Origin of the sequence: Trichococcus shcherbakoviae (assembly GCF_963666195.1) — a bacterium.
Classification (GTDB): domain Bacteria; phylum Bacillota; class Bacilli; order Lactobacillales; family Aerococcaceae; genus Trichococcus; species Trichococcus shcherbakoviae.
The window spans coordinates 2,655,277-2,678,240 of sequence record NZ_OY762653.1; the positions used below are offsets into that span (position 1 = coordinate 2,655,277).

The window sequence follows — 22,964 nt, forward strand, 5'->3', positions numbered from 1 at the left end:
CCCTATAGCTCTTCGTCTAAAGCATTTTCGTTACTCTTTCCTTCATTATCCCTTTTCAAAACTTGCTTTGCAAGTTCCAACTCGATATCCATATCCTCGATATCATTGGACATGAAGCGCACGTAGTCTTCAGCGATCAGACGACACATATCATCGATTGTTTTGGAGCAGTTATCTAAGGCTGTGTAGGTTTCTTTCGTCTTGGAAACGTGGCCATCGATTGCGATGTATTTGTCTGTCAGCTCTTTCAGGTTGGGTAGATTGGTGTACAGGAATTTATCGACTTCGTGCAATCGGTTAGGCTGATTGACGATATTTTTGAAGAAATCCTTCAGTATGTCCACCGTATCATTGCGTGCCGCGATAGCTTTTAATTTTGATCGCTGCTGCAGATTCGATTCGATGTCTTGGATCGTATTCTTGGCTTGATCCATTGTGCTGCGGAAATAGGCGATCTGTTCCTTGGTCATCCCTTTAGAATGGTAGAAGGCTTCTTTGTCGGCGCTCACTTTTCCCAGTGTGCCTCGTTGTTTTTTTGCCTTAAGCGACCATTGCATCCTTCCTCCGGCTTGGATGTAGTATAGGAAGGCGCCCAAGCCGATGGTCAGGCCGATTGAAGTCCAGAAATCGAAATCGAATATGAAAAAGAATACCACTAATGCAATCAGGCTGATGACGCTGGAAAACGTATATTTCAATATATCCTTGATGTTGCTCCACATAAATTTTTCCTCCTTTGATAACATGCTGTTCACTTTGTCTGTGCTTATGCTATTATTCTAGCATAAAAGCATTAGGGACACCTATCGGCCGAAAGGATGATTTTCATCGCCAACTCCCGTTTGGGCCGATTCTCACGCGGCTCTTGTAAATAGCCGAAAAGATAGGTTATGATAATACATGATCAGGACAGTAGATTGGGAGGAACATAAAATGGAATTTGAAGAAAAAACACTGAAAAGCGAAAAAATATTCGACGGCGTCTTGCTGCATTTGGTGAGGGAAGAAGTGCTGCTGCCGAACGGGAAAACTTCAGTCAGGGAGATGATCAGGCATCCTGGAGCTGTAGCGATGATACCTTTCACTTCCGACGGGAAAATGGTCATGGTCAGACAGTTCCGGAAACCTTTGGATCGGACAGTTGTCGAAATCCCGGCAGGCAAATTGGAGACATCCGATGCGGAACCTTTGCTGGCAGCAATCCGTGAGCTCGAGGAAGAGACGGATTACCGTGCGAAGCATTGGTCCGAATTGACGGTTTTTTATCCGACCCCGGCTTATTTGGATGAAAAGATTACAATCTATTTGGCGGAAGGTTTGACGAAAGTCGAAAATTCTTTACCGATGGATGAGGATGAATTCATCGAAATCTTGGAATTGACATACGACGAAGCGAAAGCTTTGCAGGAATCCGGAGAAATTTGCGATTCGAAAACAATCTATGCCATGCTGTATTGGGAGATGCGTCTTTTGCGGGAAAGAATAGAGGGATAGCATGTCAGAACCAAAAAAACCGCTGATCACCCGGGAACGTTACCGTCAGTATAAAAGGGACCAAACGACAAAACCGGGGACAGCAGAAAAGAAAGTCGCTCCGAAGGCAAAAGTTGCCGAGCGTTCTGCTCCGGAAACAGAAAAGAACAACAAGCAATCAACTGCTTCCGCGGGCGAGAAAAGCAGTATTCCGACCGAAAAGAAAAGGTCGGAGAACGGCAACAAAGCCAAAACCGCCAAGCCAAAAGCGAACCTGTTCCGGAAGGTTGACAAATCCGCAACTTCGGCAAAGGTGGAGCGTCTGACTGATAAAGAAAGAGGCAGAAAACTGGACGGCTACCTGAACAAAGCCATCCTGATCGTCATTTTGTTGATCATTTTGGTTTTTGCGATAGCTTTCGTCCTATGACCTAACAATGCAGCTACAAGGAAGGAAACACTCATGATCGGGATTATTGGAGCAATGGAAGAAGAAAACCGTATTTTGTTGGAAAATATGACAGAAAAGATAGAAGAAACACATTTCCACCTCGTTTTTACAAGAGGGAAAATCGAAAATCAGGATGTAGTATTGGTGCAGTCAGGCATCGGTAAAGTCAACTCGGCCATAGCCACCGCCTTCATCATCGATCGATACCGTCCCGATTTCGTCATCAATACCGGTTCGGCGGGGGGATTAAACGCAGCCTTGCATGTGGGGGACGTCGTCGTAGCCGATAAGGTTGCATACCATGATGTGGACGCCACGGCATTCGGTTATTCGGTGGGACAAGTGCCGCAGATGCCGCATTATTACACGGCCGATAAAAAAATCGTTGAACAAATAACGCGGGCGGCTGAAAAAGTCGGTTTGCATGCTGTCCAAGGGACGATTGTTTCAAGCGATTCTTTCATCGCTTCCGAAAGCGGCACAAGCCGCATCAAGGAACATTTCCCTGATGCCTATGCGACCGAAATGGAGGGCGCATCAATCGCCCAAGCTTGTTACGTATTGGGCACACCCTTCGCAATCATCCGCGCCATTTCGGACGGAGCAAGCGATGGCGCGGCGCTGACGTTCGACGAGTTCATCGTCGAAGCCGGAAAAAAATCCGCAGAAATGGTCATCGAATTACTGAAAACTAGCGAAGAATAGAAGCCTTGCGGCATTTTGCCGGTTCATTGAGAGCTGAAATCAGCAATCAAGCAAGCCTGAACCACTCAACCGAAAATGGTTGAGTGGTTTTTGCTGTCTGCGGCACTTTCGGGCACTATTACTTTTCAAAAGAAAGTGCTTACTGTTGTAAGGGCTTTTCAAAATATTGTACAATAAGAATGAAATGTCAGGCCAAGGAGGGGATTTGGATGCGCCAAGAACTGGTGATCGGGAAAGGGGACAAACCGGCAATCATCCATCTGGATAAGCTGAACCGCCACGGCTTAATCGCCGGAGCGACCGGTACGGGGAAAACGGTGACTTTGAAAGTGATTGCGGAACAGTTGAGCAAAGCGGGGATTCCGGTATTCCTTGCGGACGTCAAAGGTGACTTGGCGAGCATTGCGGAACCCGGTGAGTTGAGCGAAAAAATAATGGAAAGGGTAATGAAGCTGCAGCCTGAGGATTTTGAGCCGCGTGCTTATCCAGTGGAGCTCTTGGATATTTTCGGATCAAACGGTGTGCCGGTGCGGACGACCATTTCGGATATGGGTCCGATCCTGTTGTCGCGGCTGTTGGGACTCAATGAAACCCAGGAAGGGATCATGAACATCGCGTTCAAAGTTGCGGATGAGAAACAACTCCTGCTCATCGACATCAAAGATTTGCGGGCGATCCTGAATTTCGTCGGAGACAACGCCACAGAGCTGCGCCGCGAATACGGGAATATCTCAAAGCAATCGATCGGTGCGATCTTAAGAGGTTTATTGGTTATTGAGGAACAGGGCGGCGATCTTTTCTTCGGGGAGCCGATGTTCGATATCCAGGATTTATTGAAAACAGATGCAGCTGGGCGCGGCTATGTGAACATTCTGATGGCGAACCGCCTGTTCATGTCACCAAAACTCTACTCGACTTTCCTACTGTGGTTCCTTTCGGAGCTGTATGAGCAATTGCCGGAAGTCGGTGACCTTGAAAAACCAAAGATTGTCTTCTTTTTTGATGAAGCGCATGTCCTTTTCCATGACGTTCCGGATGTGCTTGAGGAAAAAATCGAACTCATTGTCCGGCTGATCCGTTCCAAGGGAGTCGGTGTTTATTTCGTGACGCAAAATCCCACTGACCTGCCAAATGCTATTCTGAGCCAATTGGGCAACAAAATTCAGCATGCTTTGCGATCCTTTACGCCTAAGGAGCAGAAAACAGTCAAAGCGGTCGCCGAAACGTTCCGGCAGGTGGAGGGGGAAGAATTGGACAAGAAATTGACGGAGCTGAAGGTCGGGGAAGCGCTGGTTTCCTTCCTAGATCCGGAAGGGATTCCCGGCTATGTTCAGCAAGTCATGATTTATCCTCCGGAGAGCAAAATGGGCATCCTGGAACCGCTAGTCAAAGAAGAAAAAATCAACCGTTCCTTGCTGTATTATAAATACAGCAAGGCGATCGACAGGGAATCCTCCTACGAACAACTGCAGCGATTGTCGGAAATCAAGGCGATTGAGTTGGAGGAAAATGAAGAGCTTGCCGCAAGGGACAGGGAAAAAGCCGAACAGCTGAAGCAATTGGAAAAAGAGCAGCAAAAAGATCAAACCCAGCAAAAACGAGCGAGCAGTTCCCGCGATTCGACGATGGACAGATTCACCAAAAATTTGATGTCGCAAGTCGGCCGGGAAGTCGGCCGCGTCATCTCCCGCGGTATTTTGGGCATCCTGAAAAAATGAAGACAGACCGAAAAGACCAGTCCCACACAAGGGCTGGCCTTTTTGGTTTCTTTTTTTTGATGAAGCGAAAGTGCATCACCGTTGGTGTTTAACACGTTTGCAAAGTGTTCCATGTATCCAATAGCGATGGCTAGCTTCACGGGTTAGCCCTTCGGAAATTAGATAAATCTGACCCATTGCGCTCTACGATGCTCATTCAGGGCCAGATTTCCTAAATTTCTTTCAGGGCTGAGCGAACCCGTTCCGCTTTTCTTTTTTTGCTTACTTTTTTTCATGAAAATCTCATATTTGGTATTGTGTTTTATTTCCGCATCCAGTAGAATAGCACCTATACCATTAATTGAGAATGATTCTCAATTAGAATCGTTATCATTAAGGAGTTGCTTTTGGAAGATGGTGAATAGATGTTGAAGAAATTACTGCTTGTTCTGGCTTTGGCAGGAGTGATTATGCTTTCCCTGGGAGTAGGGACTGCTGCTTTTTCGGTCGAACAGTTTCTGGTCGGGAGCAACACGGATCGTCTGATACTGTTGTCGTCACGGCTGCCGAGGACGATTACGGTTCTCTTGGCTGGAGCGGGCTTGTCCTTATCCGGCCTGATCATGCAATCATTGACGCAGAACCGGTTTGCCGCTCCTGATACAGTCGGCACGGTGGATGCGGCAAGGGTGGGCATGCTGTGCGGGATGGTTTTCTTTCCGGGCTTATCGGTTGTGGGGAAGATGACTCTTTCCTTCCTCTTTGCGGCGGCGGGGACGTTCCTGTTTTTGGTGGTCGTGAATCGCTTGCCTTTCAAGAGCCAGATGACGATCCCTTTACTGGGCCTGATGTACGGAAATATTTTGGGAGGGATCGCCAATTTTTTTGCATTCCGCTTCAACGTCACACAAAATCTTTCCGCCTGGATGCAAGGCGATTTTTCATTGGTCATCAAAGGACAATATGAGGGGATGTACCTCATTTTCCTGTTATTTTTGGCACTTTTTTATTTTGCCGATCATTTCACGATTGCGCGCTTCGGGAAAGACGCGGCCAAAAACCTCGGCCTGCCTTTTGAAGCGGTCCTTTTCATCGGGACACTGTTCGTCTCCTTGGCTGTGGCGGTCATCCTGAGCACAGTCGGAAATCTGCCGTTTTTGGGAGTCATCATCCCGAACCTCGTCTCGTTGCGCTTTGGTGATAACATCCGCAATACCCACGGCAAGGTTGCACTGTTCGGAGCGATTTTCTTGTTGCTGTGCGACGTCTTTGCGCGTTCGGTCATCCCACCGTACGAAATTCCGGTGGAAACGGTGCTTGGTGTTTTCGGCGGCGGCCTGTTCTTGTGGCTGTTGCTGAAGGGAGGGCGGACGGCATGAAAAACGTGTTGAAAAACCGCATCATCATGAAACGGTTGGCCGTGATTGCAGTGGCTGTGGCTTTCCTTTATTTTTTCTGGAACCAAGGCAACGGTAATTTGTTCATTATGAAGTTGCGGAGCACGAAGCTTTTGACATTTGCAGTCATCAGCATCAGCACTGCCTTTGCGACTGTCAGCTTTCAGACTGTCGTGCACAGCAATTTTTTGACCCCCAGCATTCTTGGGGTCGAATCCTTCTACAGGCTTCTGCAGACAGTGTTGATGTATTTCAGTTTCTCGCTGTTGGGCAGCCAACTGAATGCGGAATGGCAGTTCAGTTTCCTGGTATTCTTGATGTTGGGCAGTTATTTCTTGCTGTACCGGCTTTCGTGGAACCGGAAAAATTACGATATGCAAATCATTTTGATGATCGGGCTTGTCATGGGGACTTTTTTCAACAGTATCAGTTCCTTCATGCAGGTGCTGATGGATCCGAATGAGTACGACAAACTGCAGACGAAGCTGTATGCCAGTTTTCAGAACATCAATGATTCTGTACTTGTTTTGGCTGTTCCGATCGCCTTGTTTTCGATCATCAGTCTGTGGCGCAAGCGGAAGGTGTTGGAAGTTATGGGACTGGGTACACAAACGGCCAAAAATTTAGGGATCTCCGTCGAAAAGGAGACCAAGCTCACCTTCATGCATGTCATCCTGTTGATGACTGTCTCTGCAGCGCTCGTCGGGCCGATGATGTTTCTCGGTTTTGTGGCGGCGAATATCGCTTATCGTCTGTTCAGGACGTATTGCCTGAACTATCTGTTGCCTGGTGCGAGTTTGCTCAGTTTCGTGATGGTCGTGGCCGGACAATTCGTGGCAGAAGAAGTCTTCAAGCTGCAGACGAATTTGAGCATTCTGGTCGAACTGTTCGGGGGAATCTACTTCTTTTGGCTATTATGGAAGGAAAGGGGCAAACTATGAAAATCTCTAACGTCAGCAAAGCCTATGAGGATGAAAAAGTATTGGATGACATCTCTTTGGCAATCGAGAAAGGAAAAATCACAGCTTTCATCGGTCCGAATGGGGCAGGCAAAAGCACGCTACTTTCGGTCATCAGCCGTCTTTTGACAAAGGACGAGGGCATATTGACGATACACGGGAAAGAAATCGAGGCTTGGCAATCCGATGAACTGGCGAAGGAGCTTTCAATCCTGAAACAACAGAATGCCTATCAAGTGCGCATGACGGTGCGCGAACTGGTCTCGTTCGGCAGGTTCCCCTATACGAAGGGCAGGCTGAATGAAGAGGATCTTGCAATGATCGACAAGGTTTTGGGCTATCTGAACCTGGTGGAATTCTCCAACCGCTATTTGGATACGTTGTCTGGGGGGCAACTCCAGCGGGCGGCCATCGCGATGATCTTGGTGCAGGACACCGAGTACATCTTATTGGATGAACCGCTGAACAATCTCGACCTGAAACAAAGCATCGTGACGATGCAGACCATCCGGAATTTGGCTGACGAATTGGGTAAAACGATTCTGATCGTCATCCACGATGTCAACTTCGCATCCGTTTTTTCGGACAACATCATCGCCATGAAAAACGGAAAAGTGTTCCGGAGCGGCACGGTCGAGGAAGTCATCCGGACACAAGTTTTGCAGGAATTATATGAAGTGCCATTGGAAGTCATCATGACTGCGGATGGAAAAAAACATTGCACCTACCAAGCAATTTGACATAGATGAGAATGGAAAATGAAAAAATGGCAAAAGACAATCTTAAGTTTGGCTTCAATTTTCACCCTGGCGGCTTGCGGCGCCCAAGAAGGGGCTGTCGATGCGGCAGATTCAACAACAGCGACTGCGGAATCCGAAGCAACGGTGACCATCGAGGATGCACGCGGCTCCATAGAAGTGCCCAAAAACCCGAAAAACGTGGCTGTTTTGGATTTTGGACATTTGGACACATTGATCGCATTGGGTAGAGAGGATGCAGTCACGGGTACAGCGACCGAAAACATGCCGGCTTATCTAGCGGATACGGCAGATCAATTCGAGAACGTAGGAACGCTTAAGGAACCGAATGTGGAGGCGTTGGCGAATTTGGCGCCGGAGCTCATCATCATTTCGAACCGACTGCTGGACTTCGCGGAACAATTGGAGGAAATCGCACCAGTAGTCGTACTCAGTGTCGACTACACGGATTATTGGGGATCGGTCCAAAAGAACATCACTAGCTTAGGGATCATCTTTGACGAAGAAGCAGCAGCCGAGGAAGCCATCGCTACCTTGAACGAAGAGATCGAAGCCGTGCAAGCGAAGACAGCCGGAATCAGCGAGAAAACATTGACGTTGCTATTGAACGATGGCAGCATGTCCGCTTTCAGCACAGGCTCACGCTTTGGCTTCATTTACGATACATTGGGCTTCACGCCTGTCGATGCAGCGATCGAGGATTCCACGCATGGACAGTCCGTCGGCTATGAAGGGTTGCTGGAAATCAATCCACAGATTTTGTTTGTCGTCGACCGCACAGCGGCAATCGGTTCGGCATCCGATGAGAACGCGGCGCTATTGGAAAATGATTTTGTCTATCAGACGGATGCTTATAAAAATAATAAAATCATCAATCTTTCCTCCGACTTGTGGTACCTCTCAGGCGGCGGGATAGAATCGTTCCACCTGATGATCGAAGAGATCGCAGTGGGCTACCAGTAAGCAAAAAATTGTCCAGCTTCTGATTTTTTCTCTATAATGATGGAAGCAAATCAGAAAGAGGTGCACAATTTGGCAGGTTATCATTTCGATAAGGCAGACTTCAACGTTTTTGATATTCAGGGACTCGATGAAAGGATGGCAGGCATCCGCGACCGGATCCAGCCCAAGTTCAGGCATTTTTCGGCAGCGGGGGCCAAACTCATCGTTTCGGAAGAGGGTGCTGAGTCGGTGCCCGTGCATATCGCCAAACACCTGCGCCGCACGAAATATGCGCCCGAGAATACCTGGTGCGCCATCGGTGGGGATGCGAGAGGCTACAAAAAATATCCGCATTTCCAGATCGGGATTGCGAAAGAGGGGGTCAGTTTTTATCTTTGCCTGATCGATCAACCCGTGAAGGAAAAAGAAATGGCTGCTGCTTTAATGGAACGGATTCCGGAATTGGAGCAGTTGCCGCGTGATTACGTCGTTTCGATCGACCATACCGTGGCGGCTGTATTGCCGATAGAGGCTGTCGATTGGGAAACTGTCCTGGTCCGGCTGCGGGATGTAAAAAAAGCAGAGTTATTGCTCGGCCGAAAATTGGCGCCAGCCGATCCGCGCTTATCGACGGAAGCAGGCACGCTGGCAGTGTTGGAGGAAACGCTCCGCGAACTGCTGCCGATCTACCAGGCCTGCATGGAACAGTACAGCTAAACGCGTAACCCAATACAAAGCAAAAAGGACTGAATAGCGGGAATGATCGCTGCTCAGTCCTTTTTGGCTTGAAAAATATTTTGAGCATCCAAAACGTTGGCTAGCTTCACGGGTTAGCCCTTCGGAAATTAGATAAATCTGACCCATTGCGCTCTGCGATGCTCATTTGCATGGAACTCTTAGGGATTCATCCCTTAGAGTCCCAGTACAAGGTGACCGTAGGGAACGTTGCGAGGCCAGATTTCCTAAATTGTCATGACTCTTGCGATTTCAATCGCTTAGAGGCATGATACACTTGACCGATTAGGTCACAGTGTTTCCTTAAAGAAGGGCTGAACGAACCCGTTCCGCTTTTCCTGTACAAAAAAAACGGCAAATTGCTTTGCCGTTTCCTTGAAGCTGATCTCCGGGGAGATTAACCTAATTTGTTGTAGTATTCTACTACGAATGACTCATCGATTTCAGCTGGCAATTCTTCGCGAACTGGCAGACGGTTCAATGAACCTTCTAATGTTTCTGTGTCGAAGGTAATGAAGTCCGGACGTCCGAACAAAGCTTCAGCAGCAGCTTTAACAACTACCAAGTTTTTAGATTTTTCACGCAAGCCGATTACTTGGCCAACAGCCACTTCGTATGAAGGGATATCAACACGTTTGCCATCGACAGTTACGTGACCGTGGTTAACTAATTGACGTGCTTGACGACGAGTAGAAGCTAAACCTAAACGGTAAACTACGTTATCCAAACGTTGTTCCAATAAGATCATGAAGTTAACACCTTGTTTACCTTCTTTGATTTTACCAGCTTTTTTGAATAAAGTTGCGAATTGACGTTCGTTCATGCCGTACATATGACGCAATTTTTGTTTTTCTTGCAATTGCATAGCATATTCAGATAATTTTTTACGATTGTTAGGGCCGTGTTGACCTGGAACGTATGGACGACGCTCCAATTCTTTACCTGTTCCCAATAGGGAGATGCCTAAACGACGAGCTTGTTTCCAACTTGGTCCTGTATAACGTGACATAATAAAATTCCTCCAATAAATGTTTGATTTTTGGAGTAAAATAAGAATGATAAGTCAGCAATGCGTGCAGTTGATCCTTCAATCTTCACCTTATGCAGCCGCAAGGGTACGCAATTGAACCATCTCACGATGGCGATGAACTGTTGACGCGGGTGCTTCTTTCTCGCTGCATTATTTTACACAAAGGTTATTGTACCAAACAACAGAAGTTAATGCAATGAAAAGGTGATATTTGACGGACTTTGCCCAGCAGCGGAACGCTTTCACTGTTCCTAATAAAGGAATTCAGTTCCCTTATTATTTTCTGGTTTCTGATTGGTTCTTTCTATGTTATACTAAAAAATGAGATATATTGGGCGTTTTCAATTTTAAGATCAAATAAACGAAATTGTCGGAATAGGTGGAGGATTTATTGATGGAGTTTATATACTGGTTAGTAGCGATAATATTGTTAGTGTTGATCGGGTACGGTGCGATCATGTATTTGACGAGGCAACAAGCGAATCGGATCAAGGCGATCGATGAGAAGAAACAAAAAGCGATGGCCATACCTGTGGCCGATAACCTGTTCACATTGAAAAATATGAATTTGACAGGCCAAACGAAGCGCACGTATGAAAGTTGGCAAGCTACATGGCAGACCATCACGCGTTTTCAGTATCCTGAAATCGAGGCGGCGCTGGTCAGTGCCGAACAATACATCCAACGCATGAATTTCATCAAGGCGAAACAAGCCATTTCGCAAGCGGATCAATTGATCGACGAAACGAAAAACAGCGTTGAAAAAGTGAACAAGGCACTCGAAAAATTATTGGAAAGTGCACAGGAAAACCGCAAAGAGTTGGAAGAAATCCAGGAACGCTACAATAAAATCCGCAAACAGCTATTGGCGCACAGCTTTACATTCGGTCCAGCCATCGAAACGTTGGAGAAGAACCTTAATTACATGGAGTTGGATTTCACGAAATTCAATTCATTGACGAACGAGGGCGACCATATGGAAGCCAAAGAAATCTTGTCGCGTATCGAGCAGGATCTGCTTATTATGGAAGAAGTGGTCGAAAAGATCCCTCAACTGAACGAAAAAATCAAAACAGAGTATGAAGAACAAGTGAGTGATCTGAAAGACGGCTTCCAACGCCTGTTGGATGAGAAGTACATTTTCGAAGGTGTGGATGTCTCCGTTGAGATAGCTGCTGTCGAAAAAGAAATCCAGGAAGCAAAAGATTCCATCGGCCTTGCCGATATCAATGAAGCAGGCAAGAAGATGGATAAAGTCGAACGCGATATCGAAGCGGTTTATGCCATCATGGAAAAAGAAATGGAAGCCAAGGATTTTGTGGGCCGTCATACGGCGAATCTGCAGAAGAAAATGGATCATGTCCTGCAGAGTAACCGCTATGTGTTGCTTGAAATCGACCGCGTTTCCCAGAATTATTTCTTGAACAAGAACGAGTTGGGCCGTGCGCAAGAGTTCGAAGAACAGTTACTGAAGGAAAATGAAGCCTTGCGTTACTACGATAAGATGATGAAGGAACATGAAATTTCCTATTCGGTTGTCCGCGAATATTACGAAAAAATCAGCCAACGCCTTTCCGAAATCGACAAGGAACAGTCTGAATTAGTAAGCAACCTCAGTGATTTGCGCAACCGCGAAAAAGAAATCAAAGACAGCATCGATCTGTACGAGCTGGATATGCGCAACATGAAACGGACCATCGAGAAATACCATCTGCCAGGTTTGCCGAAAATCTATTTGGACCTATTTTTCTCAGTCACGGATCGCATCGAGGATTTGGCTTCCAAGCTGAACCGCGTGAAGATCGACATGGACGAAATCGATGCCATTTCCAAGATGTGCGAAGAGGACATCGAAATGCTGGATAACCAAACGCAAGCGATTGTGGACAATGCGATGCTGACGGAATATATGATCCAATACGCAAACCGTTTCCGCCATTCGCATGTGGAAATCGAAAATGCCATCAACAAAGCTTTGGTGCTTTTTCATCGCGAATATGACTACGAAGGTGCGCTGGAAGCCATCAAAATTCCGCTGAACCGCGTCGAAGCAGGGGCTGCCCGCAAAGTGGAAGAATCCTACCAGGAAGAAAAAAATCGTAACTACTATTAAATGCAGAACAAACAAAATGCAAGGGTCGGGACATTGTCTCGGCCCTTTTTTTGACCCTCTTTTTATGAGAAGGGAATAAAATTCAGCCGTAAGCTTTTAATGGTCAGGCATTTTCTATATAATGGATAGGATGTCTCGATGAGAATGCAAAGTTATTAAGGAAGTGTAGATAAAGATGATTTATTTTGACAACAGTGCAACAACAAAAATGTATCCGGAAGCTTTGGATACTTACCGGAAGGTCAATGAACAATTTTTTGGCAATCCTTCCAGTCTGCACAGATTAGGCAACGAAGCCGATGCTTTGCTTCAGCAATCGCGCAAACAGATTGCACATTTGCTGGGCGCCCAGCCGGATGAAATTTTCTTCACGAGCGGCGGTACGGAGAGCGACAACTGGGCGATCAAAGGAACAGCGATGGAGAAGTTCGCTGCAGGGAAGCACATGATCGCTTCTTCGGTTGAACATCCGGCGGTCACCAAATCGTTGGAGCAACTGGAAAAATTAGGCTTTGAAATCAGCTACTTGCCTGTCGACGCGAACGGCATCGTATCCCTCGATGAGCTTGAGAAAGCGATAAGGAAAGATACGATCCTGCTGAGCGTCATGGCCATCAATAATGAAGTCGGCAGCATCCAGCCGATCGAGGCTATCGGCGAGCTGCTGGAAAATTATCCTTGGGTCCATTTCCATGTGGATGCCGTGCAGGCTGTCGGTGAATGCGAGCCGCTGATCCGGCATCGCCGTGTGGATCTCCTGTCGCTGTCAGCGCATAAATTCAACGGCCCCAAAGGCGTTGGCATCCTCTACAAGAAACATGGCAAACGGATCGCGCCGTTATTGACGGGAGGCGGGCAAGAATCGGGCATGCGCAGCACGACGGAGAACGTCGGGGGAATCGCGGCGATGGCGAAAGCCCTGCGCATAACGCTTGAAGGCAGCGAATCAAGCCGAAAACAAGAAAGGCTGGTCCGGAGTAAGTTGGCTGCGGCCCTTTCGGAATATGAGGATGTCCGAATCTTTTCACCTGAAGATGGCGCCGGCCATATCCTCTGTTTTGCCATGAAAGGCGTCAGGGGAGAAGTAATGGTCCATGCTTTCGAAAGCATGGATATCTTCATTTCAACAACCAGCGCCTGCTCGAGCAGAAAGAAAGGCACGCCCTATACGTTGGGGTCGATGGGTGTGCCTGTTTCCTGGAGCCAGTGTGCTGTCAGGATAAGCCTTTCCGGCGAAAATACCGAGTCGGAAGCTGAAGCCTTCATTGAACATTTCCGGACGCTGCATGAACAGTTCCAAAAAATACAGTAGAATAACTGACAGATAGGAAGAGAACATAAATGGAAACGCACATTCAAATCCGCTTTGGCGAACTGTCGACCAAAGGGAAAAACAAAAAACGTTTTGTCCAGCAGTTGGCGCAAAATGTCAGGATGGTCACAAAGGATCATCCGCAGATCAAAATAAAACCCGAGCACGATTTTATGTTGTTGGATCTGAACGGAGCTGATGAGGCCGTCATTATCGAACGCCTGCAGCATGTTTTCGGCATCCAAAACTATTCACCGGTATATCTGGTTTCGCATGATCTCGATGAAGTGAAACGGGTTTTGGTGGAGTTGCTTGCCAAAATGGAGACGGCCGGAAAGACATTCAAGATAGCTACGCGTCGTTCGGATCATTCCTACGAGCATGACACGACCTTCATGAATGCCGAGCTGGGGGCAACTGTACTGGATGCTTTCCCTGGTATTTCGGTCAAGATGAAGCAGCCGGACATCCTTGTGCGCGTAGACATCAAGACCAGCGGCATCATGCTCAGTACGCAAACCTATCAAGGGGCTGGCGGATTGCCTGTCGGTTCCAGCGGCAGAGGCATGCTTATGCTTTCCGGAGGCATCGATTCGCCGGTGGCCGGTTATCTCGCCATGAAACGCGGCGTTAAGATTGAGGCAGTGCACTTCCACAGTCCGCCTTACACAAGTCCGCAAGCGTTGCAGAAAGCCAAAGATTTGACTGCCAAATTGACTAAATTCGGCGGTGAAATCCAGTTCATCGAAGTGCCGTTCACGGAAATCCAGGAAGAAATCAAAGAGAAAGTGCCGGCGGATTATCTGATGACGATCACGCGCCGGATGATGCTGCGGATCACCGATGCCATCAGAGCCGAACGCAAAGGGCTGGCCATCTTTAATGGGGAATCTTTGGCCCAAGTCGCTTCCCAGACGCTGGAGAGCATGATTGCCATCAATGATGTCACAACGACGCCGATCATTCGGCCTGTCGCAACGATGGACAAATTGGAAATCATCGATTTGGCGCAGAAAATCGATACATTTGATTTGTCGGTACAACCGTTCGAGGACTGCTGCACGATTTTTGCGCCACCCTCACCCAAAACAAAACCGCATTTGGACAAGGCCAGACGTTTTGAAGCGATCCTTGATGTGGAACCGCTCGTGGCACGCGCAGTCGCAGGCATTGTCATATCAAGCATAACAGGCCGAGAGGATACCGCCAGCCAAGACGAGGCGCTCTTTTCGGATCTGCTGTAACTCTCCCTGCGAGAGCGTATCCTTACCATAAATCACCGCTTATCTGTATAATGAGAGTATTATCGGATAAGGGGGAATGTTTTCATGCAAGTGACATTAAAAGGTGAAATTATTGAGGTTTTAGGGACTCAGCCTGTTGTTGGGGAGAAGGCACCGGCATTTTCGTTGTACAACACAAAAGACGAAAAGGTATCTTTGGATGATTTGCGCGGTTCGGTTGTTCTGATCAGCGTATTCCCGGACATCAACACGAGCGTCTGCGACAAACAAACACGCAAATTCAACGAGACGGCAGCGAATGTCGAAGGATTGACGTTGTTATCGGTTTCGAAAAATACAAAAGAAGAATTGATCAACTGGTGCTCGGCAAGCGGCATCGATATGCAGATGCTGCATGACGACAACGGCGAATTTGGCGAAGCCTACGGACTGAAGGTGCCTCATATGGGCAACAAGTTGGCCCGCAGCGTATTCGTCATCGACAAAGAGGGCGTCCTGTCCTACATGGAGATCGTCCCTGAAATCGCGACGGAACCAGATGAAGCAGCAGCCTTGGCAGCTGCAAAAAAATTACTTTAATCGCATTGAGATTTTAATCAAAAGGTGCTAAACTAGTGAAGTATAAATAAGCGTCGATCAAGAAGAGTAGCTTACCCGGAACCACACAAGAGAGAAAAGCGTTTGGTGAAAGCTTTTTTGGGGAAGGGAAGTGAAGTAGCTTGTGAGCAAGTTGCGTGAAGGTCTGCGGACTGGGTAGCGCAGCTCGGAGTATTCTCCGTTATCAAAAAGAGAGACAGGGATCCGATTCCTGTAATTTAGGTGGTACCGCGATTCATATCGTCCTGCATATTCGTATGCAGGGCGTTTTTTTTTCGCAACAAATCAATGTAAAAGAGAGAGGAAGTGGCTGAATGTCTAAAGCAGACGCAATGCCGACAAAGTATCAACCCCAACAAGTAGAAGCTGGGAAATATCAAAAATGGGTGGAAGCAGGGCTGTTCAAGCCCAGCGGCGACAAGAGCAAAAAACCGTATTCGATCGTGATTCCGCCTCCGAACGTAACCGGCAGATTGCACTTGGGCCATGCCTGGGATGTGACGCTGCAGGATATGTTGATCCGCCAAAAACGCATGCAAGGATTCGATACGCTGTGGTTGCCTGGGATGGACCACGCCGGCATCGCCACCCAAGCCAAGGTTGAAGCGAAATTAGCCGAGGATGGCCTTACCCGCTATGACCTGGGCCGTGAAGCCTTTGTCGACAAAGTTTGGGAATGGAAAGAGGATTACGCTAGCGTTATCCGAGAACAGTGGGGAAAAATGGGCATTTCCGTTGATTATGACCGTGAGCGATTCACGCTGGATGAAGGACTGTCGGATGCGGTCCGCAAAGTCTTCGTCGGCTTGTACGAAAAAGACTTGATCTACCGCGGCGCCTACATCATCAACTGGGATCCCAAAGCGAAGACCGCATTATCCGACATTGAAGTCATCCATAAAGACGTTCAGGGAGCCTTCTATCATTTCCGCTATCCGATGACGGATGGTTCAGGCTACCTGGAGTTGGCGACTACCCGTCCCGAAACCATGTTGGGCGATACTGCCATCGCGGTTCATCCGGAAGATGCAAGATATCAGCAGTTCATCGGCAAGACTGTGACGTTGCCGCTGGTGAATCGGGAAATCCCGGTCATCGCTGATGATTATGTTGAGATGGACTTCGGGACCGGCGTCGTCAAGATCACGCCGGCGCATGACCCGAACGACTTTGAAGTCGGTTTGCGCCATGATTTGCCGCAAGTGAACGTCATGAACGATGATGCGACGATGAACGAAGCAGCCGGAAAATATGCAGGAATGGACCGTTTTGCAGCGCGCAAAGCGATCATAAAAGATATGGAAGAACTGGGCTATTTGGTCAAAGTTGAGGAAATGACCCACAGCGTCGGACATTCGGAACGGACAAACGTTATTGTGGAACCGCGCATCTCGACGCAATGGTTCGTCAAAATGCAACCATTGGCTGAGCGTGCGGTCGAAAATCAATCCTCAGAAGAAAAAGTTTCCTTCTATCCTGAACGATTTGAGAATACTTTCCTGACTTGGATGGGCAACGTCCATGACTGGGTCATTTCTCGCCAATTATGGTGGGGACATCAAATCCCGGCTTGGTATCATAAAGAAACCGGCGAAATGTACGTAGGCATGGAAGCCCCGAGCGACAGCGAAAACTGGACGCAGGATGAGGATGTTCTGGATACATGGTTCAGTTCAGCGCTTTGGCCGTTCTCGACGATGGGCTGGCCGGATGAAGATGCGGAAGACTTCAAACGTTATTTCCCTACAAGCACTTTGGTGACAGGGTATGACATCATCTTCTTCTGGGTAAGCCGGATGATTTTCCAGAGTCTGGAGTTCACCGAAAAACGTCCGTTTGAGAATGTACTGATCCATGGTCTGATCCGTGACGAGCAAGGCCGCAAGATGAGCAAATCGCTCGGAAACGGGATCGACCCGATGGATGTGGTCGAAAAATACGGGGCTGATGCTTTGCGTTGGTTCTTGGCGAACGGTTCCGCACCTGGTCAGGATGTCCGCTTCAGCTATGAGAAGATGGATGCCTCCTGGAACTTCATCAACAAAATCTGGAATGCCAGCCGTTACGTGCTGCTTAACTTGGAAGACCTGACATTCGACGACATCGATATTTCAGGGGAAAAGACGATAGCCGATAAATGGATCCTTTCCAGCCTGAATAAGACCATCACAAAAGTGACGGACCTGTTCGAGAAATTTGAATTCGGTGAAGCTGGCCGCTTGTTGTACCGTTTCATCTGGGATGATTACTGCGACTGGTATATCGAAATGTCCAAGGAAGTTCTGCAAGGGGAAAATGAAGAGGCCAAACAGACAACCCGCAGTATCTTGGCGTATGTTTTGGATAATGTATTGCGCTTATTGCATCCGGTCATGCCGTTCGTCACCGAAGAAATTTGGCAGAATGTACCGCATCAAGGCGATTCCATCGTGACGGCAGCCTATCCGGAAGCAAGTGACAGCTACATCGATGAAGCAGCAGAAGAAGCGATGGAAAAACTGATCGAATTGATCCGTGGCGTCCGCAATGTCCGCGCTGAAATGAACACACCGTTGTCCAAGAAAGTTCCGATGCAGTTGAAAGTGAATGACGATGAGACCGAAGCGATTTTCCGCGCCAATGAATCGTACATCTTCCGCTTCTGCAACCCGGATACACTGGAAATCGGCCAACACATCCAGGCAGCCAGCGACGCTGTCACCGCAGTTTTCTCAGGCGGAGAGGTGTATATGCCGTTGGCCGGCCTGATCAAATTGGAAGATGAGATTTCCCGTCTCGAGAAGGAAGCGGAGAAATTGACCAAAGAAGTCGACCGTGTGGAAAGCAAATTGAATAACGAAAAATTCGTCAGCAAAGCCCCGCAGGCTGTAATCGATGGGGAGAAACAAAAAGGAACGGAATACCGCGAAAAATTGGCGGCCGTTGAAGAACGCATCGCTGCCCTGAAAGAACAGTTGGCTTAATAAGAGAATCAAATTGAACAGGAAGAACCCTATTAGCAAGTTCCTTTGTGGATAGGGTTCTTCTTAAATGGAAATGGAGTGAAGAGGTAGATGTTTGCAACTTATGAAGAAGCGATGGAATGGATCCATACCCGCAAAGGCATGGGCCCTAAACCGGGAATAGTCCGGATGAAATGGTTGATGGAAAAACTGGATCACCCGGAACGTAAATTCAGATCCATCCATATTGCCGGAACAAACGGAAAAGGGTCGAATGTTGCTTACTTAAGAAGCCTGTTCATGGCGGCTGGCTATACGGTTGGAACCTTCACCTCGCCGCATATCGTCAGTTTCAATGAAAGGATCGGCGTGAATGGAGCGAACATCCCGGATGAAGACGTATTGGAACAAGCGAACATTCTGCATGCACTCTATGAGGAAATCAGCCTGACGGATATGGGGCCGCTGACTGAATTCGAAGTTGTGACCGCCATGATGTTCTCGTATTTTGGCTCCCATCCGTGCGATGTCGTATTGTTGGAAGTCGGTCTGGGCGGTCTTTACGACAGCACGAATGTTGCCGAACCGGATTTGTCGCTCATCACGACGATAGGCAAAGACCACAGCAATATCCTCGGGGATACACTGGCGGAGATCGCCTATCAGAAAGCCGGAATCATCAAGCAAGGGACACCTGTCGTCATCGGAAGATTGCCTGAAGAGGCTTTGTCGGTAATGCGGGACACTGCGGAAAAAAAGGCAGCGCCCTTGTATGCATACGGACCGGACTTCAGCGTCACCAATTGGCATGAGGGTTCTGATTACCATGAAGTCTTTGACTTTGCCTCTCCCTTGGGCACTTTTGAGAACCTCGAAATTGCCTTGATGGGTGGCCATCAAGTCGATAACGCAGCCACTGCGCTGCAGACATTCTTGCTGTTCTGCAAAAAACACGCTTTAAGCTACTCGGAGAAGACAATCAAAGCAGGCCTTCTGGGGACGGCTTGGCCGGTCCGGATGGAGATCGTTTCGCAAGAACCGTTTGTCATGCTGGATGGTGCCCATAATATCCCGGCTATGGAAGTGCTGACTGAAGCGATCAAGAAGAAGTTTTCGGATAAAGATATCACCATTCTGTTGGCGGCGTTGGCTGATAAGGACCTGGAGGAAATGGGCCAGTTGATCAAGTCGATCCCGGACAGCAAGCTGTACGTGACCAGTTTCGATTTCCCAAGGGCTGCATCAGTCGAGGAACTGTGCGAACGGATGGGCGTATCGGAAGCTGCAGCCTACGAAGATTGGCGCTTTGCGATCGATGAACTGAAGGCGAAACAATCCGAAGAGGGCATGTTGTTGATTACAGGCTCGCTGTATTTTCTTTCCGAAGTAAGGCATTATTTATTAAAGAATAAGGAGTTATGAGATGCGTAAAAAAGCGGTCATTTTTGATATGGATGGATTGATGTTCGATACGGAAACGTTGGGCTATCAGGCGCAAGGCGAATTGGCTGAAGAGTTGGCTTTGCCGATAGCGTTCGACTTCGATTATTACCTGAAACAAGTAGGGCGATCCGATAAAGATGTGATGCCTGAATTGGCATCCGACTTCGGCGACGCTGAATTGGCGGAGCGATTCCTGAGAAAAATGAAGAAGAGGCAGACGGACATCGCCTCCGAGCAGGGGCTTCCGATCAAAAAAGGCCTTTATGATCTGCTGGCCTTTCTGAAGGAGGAGGGCGTGGTGTGCGTCGTTGCTTCCAGTAGCCGGAGGAGAGAAGTCAGCTTTTACCTTGAGTTGGCTGATATTTCGCAGTACTTCCGCTACCAAGTCTGCGGGGATGAAGTGTCCTTCGCAAAACCGGATCCGGAAATTTTCCTGAGCGCCTGGAAACCCCTCGACATTCCGAAAGAAGACTGTCTGATCCTGGAAGATTCGCTTAATGGCATCCGCGCGGCCTATGACGCGGGCATTGAAGTGATCATGATCCCGGATCTGATCGTTCCCGATGACGAAGCGAAAGCAAAAACGATTGCCATTTTGCCGGACCTGCACGCGGTCATGGATTGGCTGAAAGAGAAATAACCTGTTCCGCCTCTTTCTGCGTATCTAATGAGTAGACGGAAGGAAAGGGGTAAAACAGGATGGTGCAAGAAACAAATCTGCTGATGGAGGTTCCTAAAGCCTCGCGCCCGCGTGAAAGATTGGATCAATTCGGAGAAAAAGCCCTGGCGACGCATGAATTATTGGCAATCATTCTGCGGACGGGGCCCAGGGACAGCAATGTCATGCAGCTGGCGTTACGGGTGCTGAATGAGTTCGAAGATCTGCATTCCTTGAAGCTGGCCTCACTGGAAGAGCTGACTTCGATCCACGGAATCGGCCGAACAAAAGCGATCGAAATCAAGGCCTGTGTCGAACTGGGAGTCCGCATCGCCAATGCCACGCAATTGAAGAGCGGAACGATCACCTCGACGCAAAGTGCCGGAACGCTGCTGCAGAAAGAGATGCGCGATCTCCAACAGGAGCACGTGGTGGCTGTCTATCTGAACACAAAGAACGAAATCATCAAGAAGAAGACGATATTCATCGGCAGTCTGAACAGTTCGGTTGCGCATCCGCGCGAGATTTTCCGGGAGGCGGTAAGGTTTGCGGCAGCGAGGATCATCCTCGCGCACAATCATCCTTCCGGGAATCCCGATCCCTCGGAGGCTGATTTGGTCTTTACCCGCAGGATGGTGGAATGCGGAGAAATGATGGGGATCGAGATTCTTGATCACTTCATCATTGGGGTCGATGACTATCTCAGTCTGCGGGAATACGGTATCATTTAGTCCGATTCAGTAAATGTTGACGCAGATGGAAATGATAATTTGATGGCCTAAGTGTATAATTTTTCTATGCAAAACTATTCTTTTGTTGAAATAGTCAAAAAGAAGACCTTACAATACAACTAAAGGTTGGTAGCCAATTTAGTGTAGAGGAAGGTCTTCATGGAAAAAATTATAGCAGAAATTCACCACATAATAAAGGATTCAAATCATGTGCTTGATGCAGAAACTACGCTTCAGGCTTATTTCTCAGATCTTGTAAGTCAACTCATGAAGGAGGCCTTAGAGGCCTTGGATAGCGAGTTGTACGTTCCGTTTAAAGCGGAAGGATGGCGTATCGCCAACAGGGATTCACGCACGATTACTTTCACATTCGGTACAGTCGAGTTTATGCGTAGACGTTTAAAGAAGAAAGGTGAAAAGAGCTTTTTCCCACTGGATAACATCTGTGGCTTCAATAAAAGCGAGCGCTACTCTACCCTTTTACAAAAGCAAGTGGCCGAACTTGTGACTGGCAGCGTCTACCGCGGTGTGGCCGAAGCCGTCACTAAACTGACTTCGTTCAGCATGAGCCATGGAACAGTGGGCAATATTGTGAAATCGGTAGGAGAAAAGCAAGCGCAGTGGGAGAAACAAAACTTAGAAGAATACGAAGTGGCCTTACCCGAAGAACAGAAAGAAGTACCTTTTCTCTTGGTAGAAGGCGATGGGATCGTCATTAAAGGCAAGGGGAAAAGAAAAGAAGAGATCCACCGAGTCCAAATAGCAGAAGGCGTCACAACAAGCGGGAAAAGAAAGAAACTGAAAAATCCGATATTTGTGTCATCGTTGAAATCAGCGAAAGATGCATGGGAGAAAGCAGCGATTTATTTAGGGAGTCATTACGATCTCAAAAATACGGTAGTCATTTCGAACACCGATGGTGGCTCAGGTTATCGGGCAGAGGACTGTGCCATGGCAATTGGTGTGTGTAAGGAACATATCCATCAGGTGGATCGCTATCACGTTCACAAAAAGATTAAGAGCCGTCTTTCTTGGTGTCCAGAGATGGAACTGCCGCTGAAAAAGGCCCTATGGTCCTATGATTGGGATTCGATTGCGATTGTGTTGGATACGATTGAAAGTAAAATCTCGCTAGAACAGGAGAAAGATCAAAAAGAGGAGTTACGACTTTTGGCAGCCTACCTAGAAAGAAACTGGGCGTATCTTCGTCCGTTAAGAGAAATCGAATCCTGCAAAGGAATCCGGGGAATTGGAAGCTGTGAAAGTAATCATCGACCTTACAGCTACCGAATGAAAGGTAATGGGAAATACTGGAGCCATGATGGCGCTCGGGCGATGGTCTCCATCATTGAAGGTAAGAAGATGGGAACCCTAGAAAAAGCGTTAACGGAGCCAGTACGTACCGTTCCGGAAAGTTTAGCGGTAAAACTGAAATTCGCAGTCAGAAATGCGTTAAAGAAACATTCTGGCAGAGAGAGGACACCCGCTAGACAGGCTGGTATACCAGCGATGAACGCGACCTGCAGCATGGGAATGATGAAGAAAATATTTGCGAGTTAATCAGAATTTTCTTCAAATCCTCCGGGAATACAGTGAATTACGCTTTTTGATTCACTGTATTCCCGGAGGGAAGGGCAAGCGACGCGCGCCAAAGCTTCAGGGACAATATTAAAACAATTTCAAATTGGCACTACAAGTAAGGTTTCTGAACTTTGCATAGAAAAGATTGACACATACTTTGATGGCAAAAAACTTGCAATATCGGAAAACCTGATAT

Annotated in this window: 20 protein-coding genes and 1 other annotated feature; of the genes, 18 read left to right on the top strand and 2 right to left on the bottom strand. The window is 47.8% G+C overall.

Going from position 1 to position 22,964, the window contains the following annotated elements:
• Nucleotides 1-2: 2 nt before the first annotated feature.
• Nucleotides 3-722, bottom strand: coding sequence for a 5-bromo-4-chloroindolyl phosphate hydrolysis family protein (locus ACKPBX_RS12575; protein WP_086628321.1), 720 nt, complete (start codon nucleotides 720-722; stop codon nucleotides 3-5).
• Between the two features lie 211 nt (nucleotides 723-933).
• Here ACKPBX_RS12575 and ACKPBX_RS12580 point away from each other — a divergent pair, with 211 nt between their 5' ends.
• The 9 genes from ACKPBX_RS12580 to ACKPBX_RS12620 all read left to right on the top strand — a co-directional run bounded on the left by ACKPBX_RS12580 (nucleotide 934) and on the right by ACKPBX_RS12620 (nucleotide 9,099).
• Nucleotides 934-1,494, top strand: coding sequence for an NUDIX domain-containing protein (locus ACKPBX_RS12580; protein ID WP_319995558.1), 561 nt, complete (start codon nucleotides 934-936; stop codon nucleotides 1,492-1,494).
• 1 nt (nucleotide 1,495) lies between these two features.
• Nucleotides 1,496-1,903, top strand: a complete 408-nt coding sequence (locus tag ACKPBX_RS12585) for a hypothetical protein (RefSeq protein ID WP_319995559.1) — start codon at nucleotides 1,496-1,498, stop codon at nucleotides 1,901-1,903.
• A gap of 33 nt (nucleotides 1,904-1,936) precedes the next feature.
• Complete coding sequence (locus ACKPBX_RS12590; RefSeq protein ID WP_086628318.1) at nucleotides 1,937-2,629, top strand: 5'-methylthioadenosine/adenosylhomocysteine nucleosidase; 693 nt, start codon at nucleotides 1,937-1,939, stop codon at nucleotides 2,627-2,629.
• A 209-nt stretch (nucleotides 2,630-2,838) separates the two neighbouring features.
• Nucleotides 2,839-4,347 (top strand): helicase HerA-like domain-containing protein, encoded by a 1,509-nt coding sequence (locus tag ACKPBX_RS12595; RefSeq protein WP_319995560.1) that lies wholly within the window; start codon nucleotides 2,839-2,841, stop codon nucleotides 4,345-4,347.
• A gap of 404 nt (nucleotides 4,348-4,751) precedes the next feature.
• A complete protein-coding gene (locus ACKPBX_RS12600) occupies nucleotides 4,752-5,705 on the top strand; it encodes an ABC transporter permease (protein WP_119093146.1) in 954 nt (317 codons plus the stop codon).
• Nucleotides 5,702-6,664 (top strand): iron chelate uptake ABC transporter family permease subunit, encoded by a 963-nt coding sequence (locus ACKPBX_RS12605; RefSeq protein ID WP_319995561.1) that lies wholly within the window; start codon nucleotides 5,702-5,704, stop codon nucleotides 6,662-6,664. The genes ACKPBX_RS12600 and ACKPBX_RS12605 overlap by 4 nt, the downstream gene beginning before the upstream one ends.
• The gene (locus tag ACKPBX_RS12610) at nucleotides 6,661-7,422 is read left to right on the top strand and encodes an iron ABC transporter ATP-binding protein (protein WP_119093144.1); all 762 of its coding nucleotides are present in this window, start codon (nucleotides 6,661-6,663) and stop codon (nucleotides 7,420-7,422) included. Before ACKPBX_RS12605 ends, ACKPBX_RS12610 begins: the two co-directional genes overlap by 4 nt.
• Before the next feature lie 18 nt (nucleotides 7,423-7,440).
• Nucleotides 7,441-8,403 carry a siderophore ABC transporter substrate-binding protein gene (locus ACKPBX_RS12615; RefSeq protein WP_319995562.1) on the top strand — a complete coding sequence of 321 codons (963 nt, stop codon included), beginning with the start codon at nucleotides 7,441-7,443 and terminating at the stop codon, nucleotides 8,401-8,403.
• 69 nt (nucleotides 8,404-8,472) lie between these two features.
• Entirely contained in the window at nucleotides 8,473-9,099 is a 627-nt protein-coding gene (locus tag ACKPBX_RS12620; RefSeq protein ID WP_319995563.1) for a DUF1054 family protein, read from the top strand.
• A 415-nt stretch (nucleotides 9,100-9,514) separates the two neighbouring features.
• On the opposite strand, the gene rpsD is transcribed toward ACKPBX_RS12620, so the two are convergent.
• Entirely contained in the window at nucleotides 9,515-10,126 is a 612-nt protein-coding gene (rpsD, locus tag ACKPBX_RS12625; RefSeq protein WP_119093136.1) for a 30S ribosomal protein S4, read from the bottom strand.
• A gap of 415 nt (nucleotides 10,127-10,541) precedes the next feature.
• Between rpsD and ACKPBX_RS12630 the strand changes: the two genes are divergently transcribed.
• The 9 genes from ACKPBX_RS12630 to ACKPBX_RS12670 all read left to right on the top strand — a co-directional run bounded on the left by ACKPBX_RS12630 (nucleotide 10,542) and on the right by ACKPBX_RS12670 (nucleotide 22,747).
• Nucleotides 10,542-12,260, top strand: coding sequence for a septation ring formation regulator EzrA (locus ACKPBX_RS12630; RefSeq protein ID WP_319995564.1), 1,719 nt, complete (start codon nucleotides 10,542-10,544; stop codon nucleotides 12,258-12,260).
• A gap of 175 nt (nucleotides 12,261-12,435) precedes the next feature.
• Entirely contained in the window at nucleotides 12,436-13,572 is a 1,137-nt protein-coding gene (locus tag ACKPBX_RS12635; RefSeq protein ID WP_319995565.1) for a cysteine desulfurase family protein, read from the top strand.
• Nucleotides 13,573-13,601: 29 nt separating this feature from the next.
• Complete coding sequence (gene thiI, locus ACKPBX_RS12640) at nucleotides 13,602-14,816, top strand: tRNA uracil 4-sulfurtransferase ThiI (RefSeq protein WP_119093135.1); 1,215 nt, start codon at nucleotides 13,602-13,604, stop codon at nucleotides 14,814-14,816.
• A gap of 84 nt (nucleotides 14,817-14,900) precedes the next feature.
• Nucleotides 14,901-15,395, top strand: a complete 495-nt coding sequence (gene tpx / locus ACKPBX_RS12645) for a thiol peroxidase (RefSeq protein WP_086628307.1) — start codon at nucleotides 14,901-14,903, stop codon at nucleotides 15,393-15,395.
• Nucleotides 15,396-15,439: 44 nt separating this feature from the next.
• Nucleotides 15,440-15,664 (top strand) — a binding site (T-box leader).
• Nucleotides 15,665-15,727: 63 nt separating this feature from the next.
• Nucleotides 15,728-18,376, top strand: a complete 2,649-nt coding sequence (locus tag ACKPBX_RS12650; RefSeq protein ID WP_119093133.1) for a valine--tRNA ligase — start codon at nucleotides 15,728-15,730, stop codon at nucleotides 18,374-18,376.
• A 90-nt stretch (nucleotides 18,377-18,466) separates the two neighbouring features.
• Nucleotides 18,467-19,777, top strand: a complete 1,311-nt coding sequence (locus tag ACKPBX_RS12655) for a bifunctional folylpolyglutamate synthase/dihydrofolate synthase (protein ID WP_086628305.1) — start codon at nucleotides 18,467-18,469, stop codon at nucleotides 19,775-19,777.
• Nucleotide 19,778: 1 nt separating this feature from the next.
• Nucleotides 19,779-20,438 (top strand): HAD family hydrolase, encoded by a 660-nt coding sequence (locus ACKPBX_RS12660; RefSeq protein WP_086628304.1) that lies wholly within the window; start codon nucleotides 19,779-19,781, stop codon nucleotides 20,436-20,438.
• A gap of 59 nt (nucleotides 20,439-20,497) precedes the next feature.
• The gene (radC, locus tag ACKPBX_RS12665; protein WP_168173183.1) at nucleotides 20,498-21,187 is read left to right on the top strand and encodes a RadC family protein; all 690 of its coding nucleotides are present in this window, start codon (nucleotides 20,498-20,500) and stop codon (nucleotides 21,185-21,187) included.
• Between the two features lie 159 nt (nucleotides 21,188-21,346).
• Nucleotides 21,347-22,747 (top strand): ISLre2 family transposase, encoded by a 1,401-nt coding sequence (locus tag ACKPBX_RS12670; protein ID WP_319995042.1) that lies wholly within the window; start codon nucleotides 21,347-21,349, stop codon nucleotides 22,745-22,747.
• The last annotated feature ends 217 nt before the right edge of the window (nucleotides 22,748-22,964 follow it).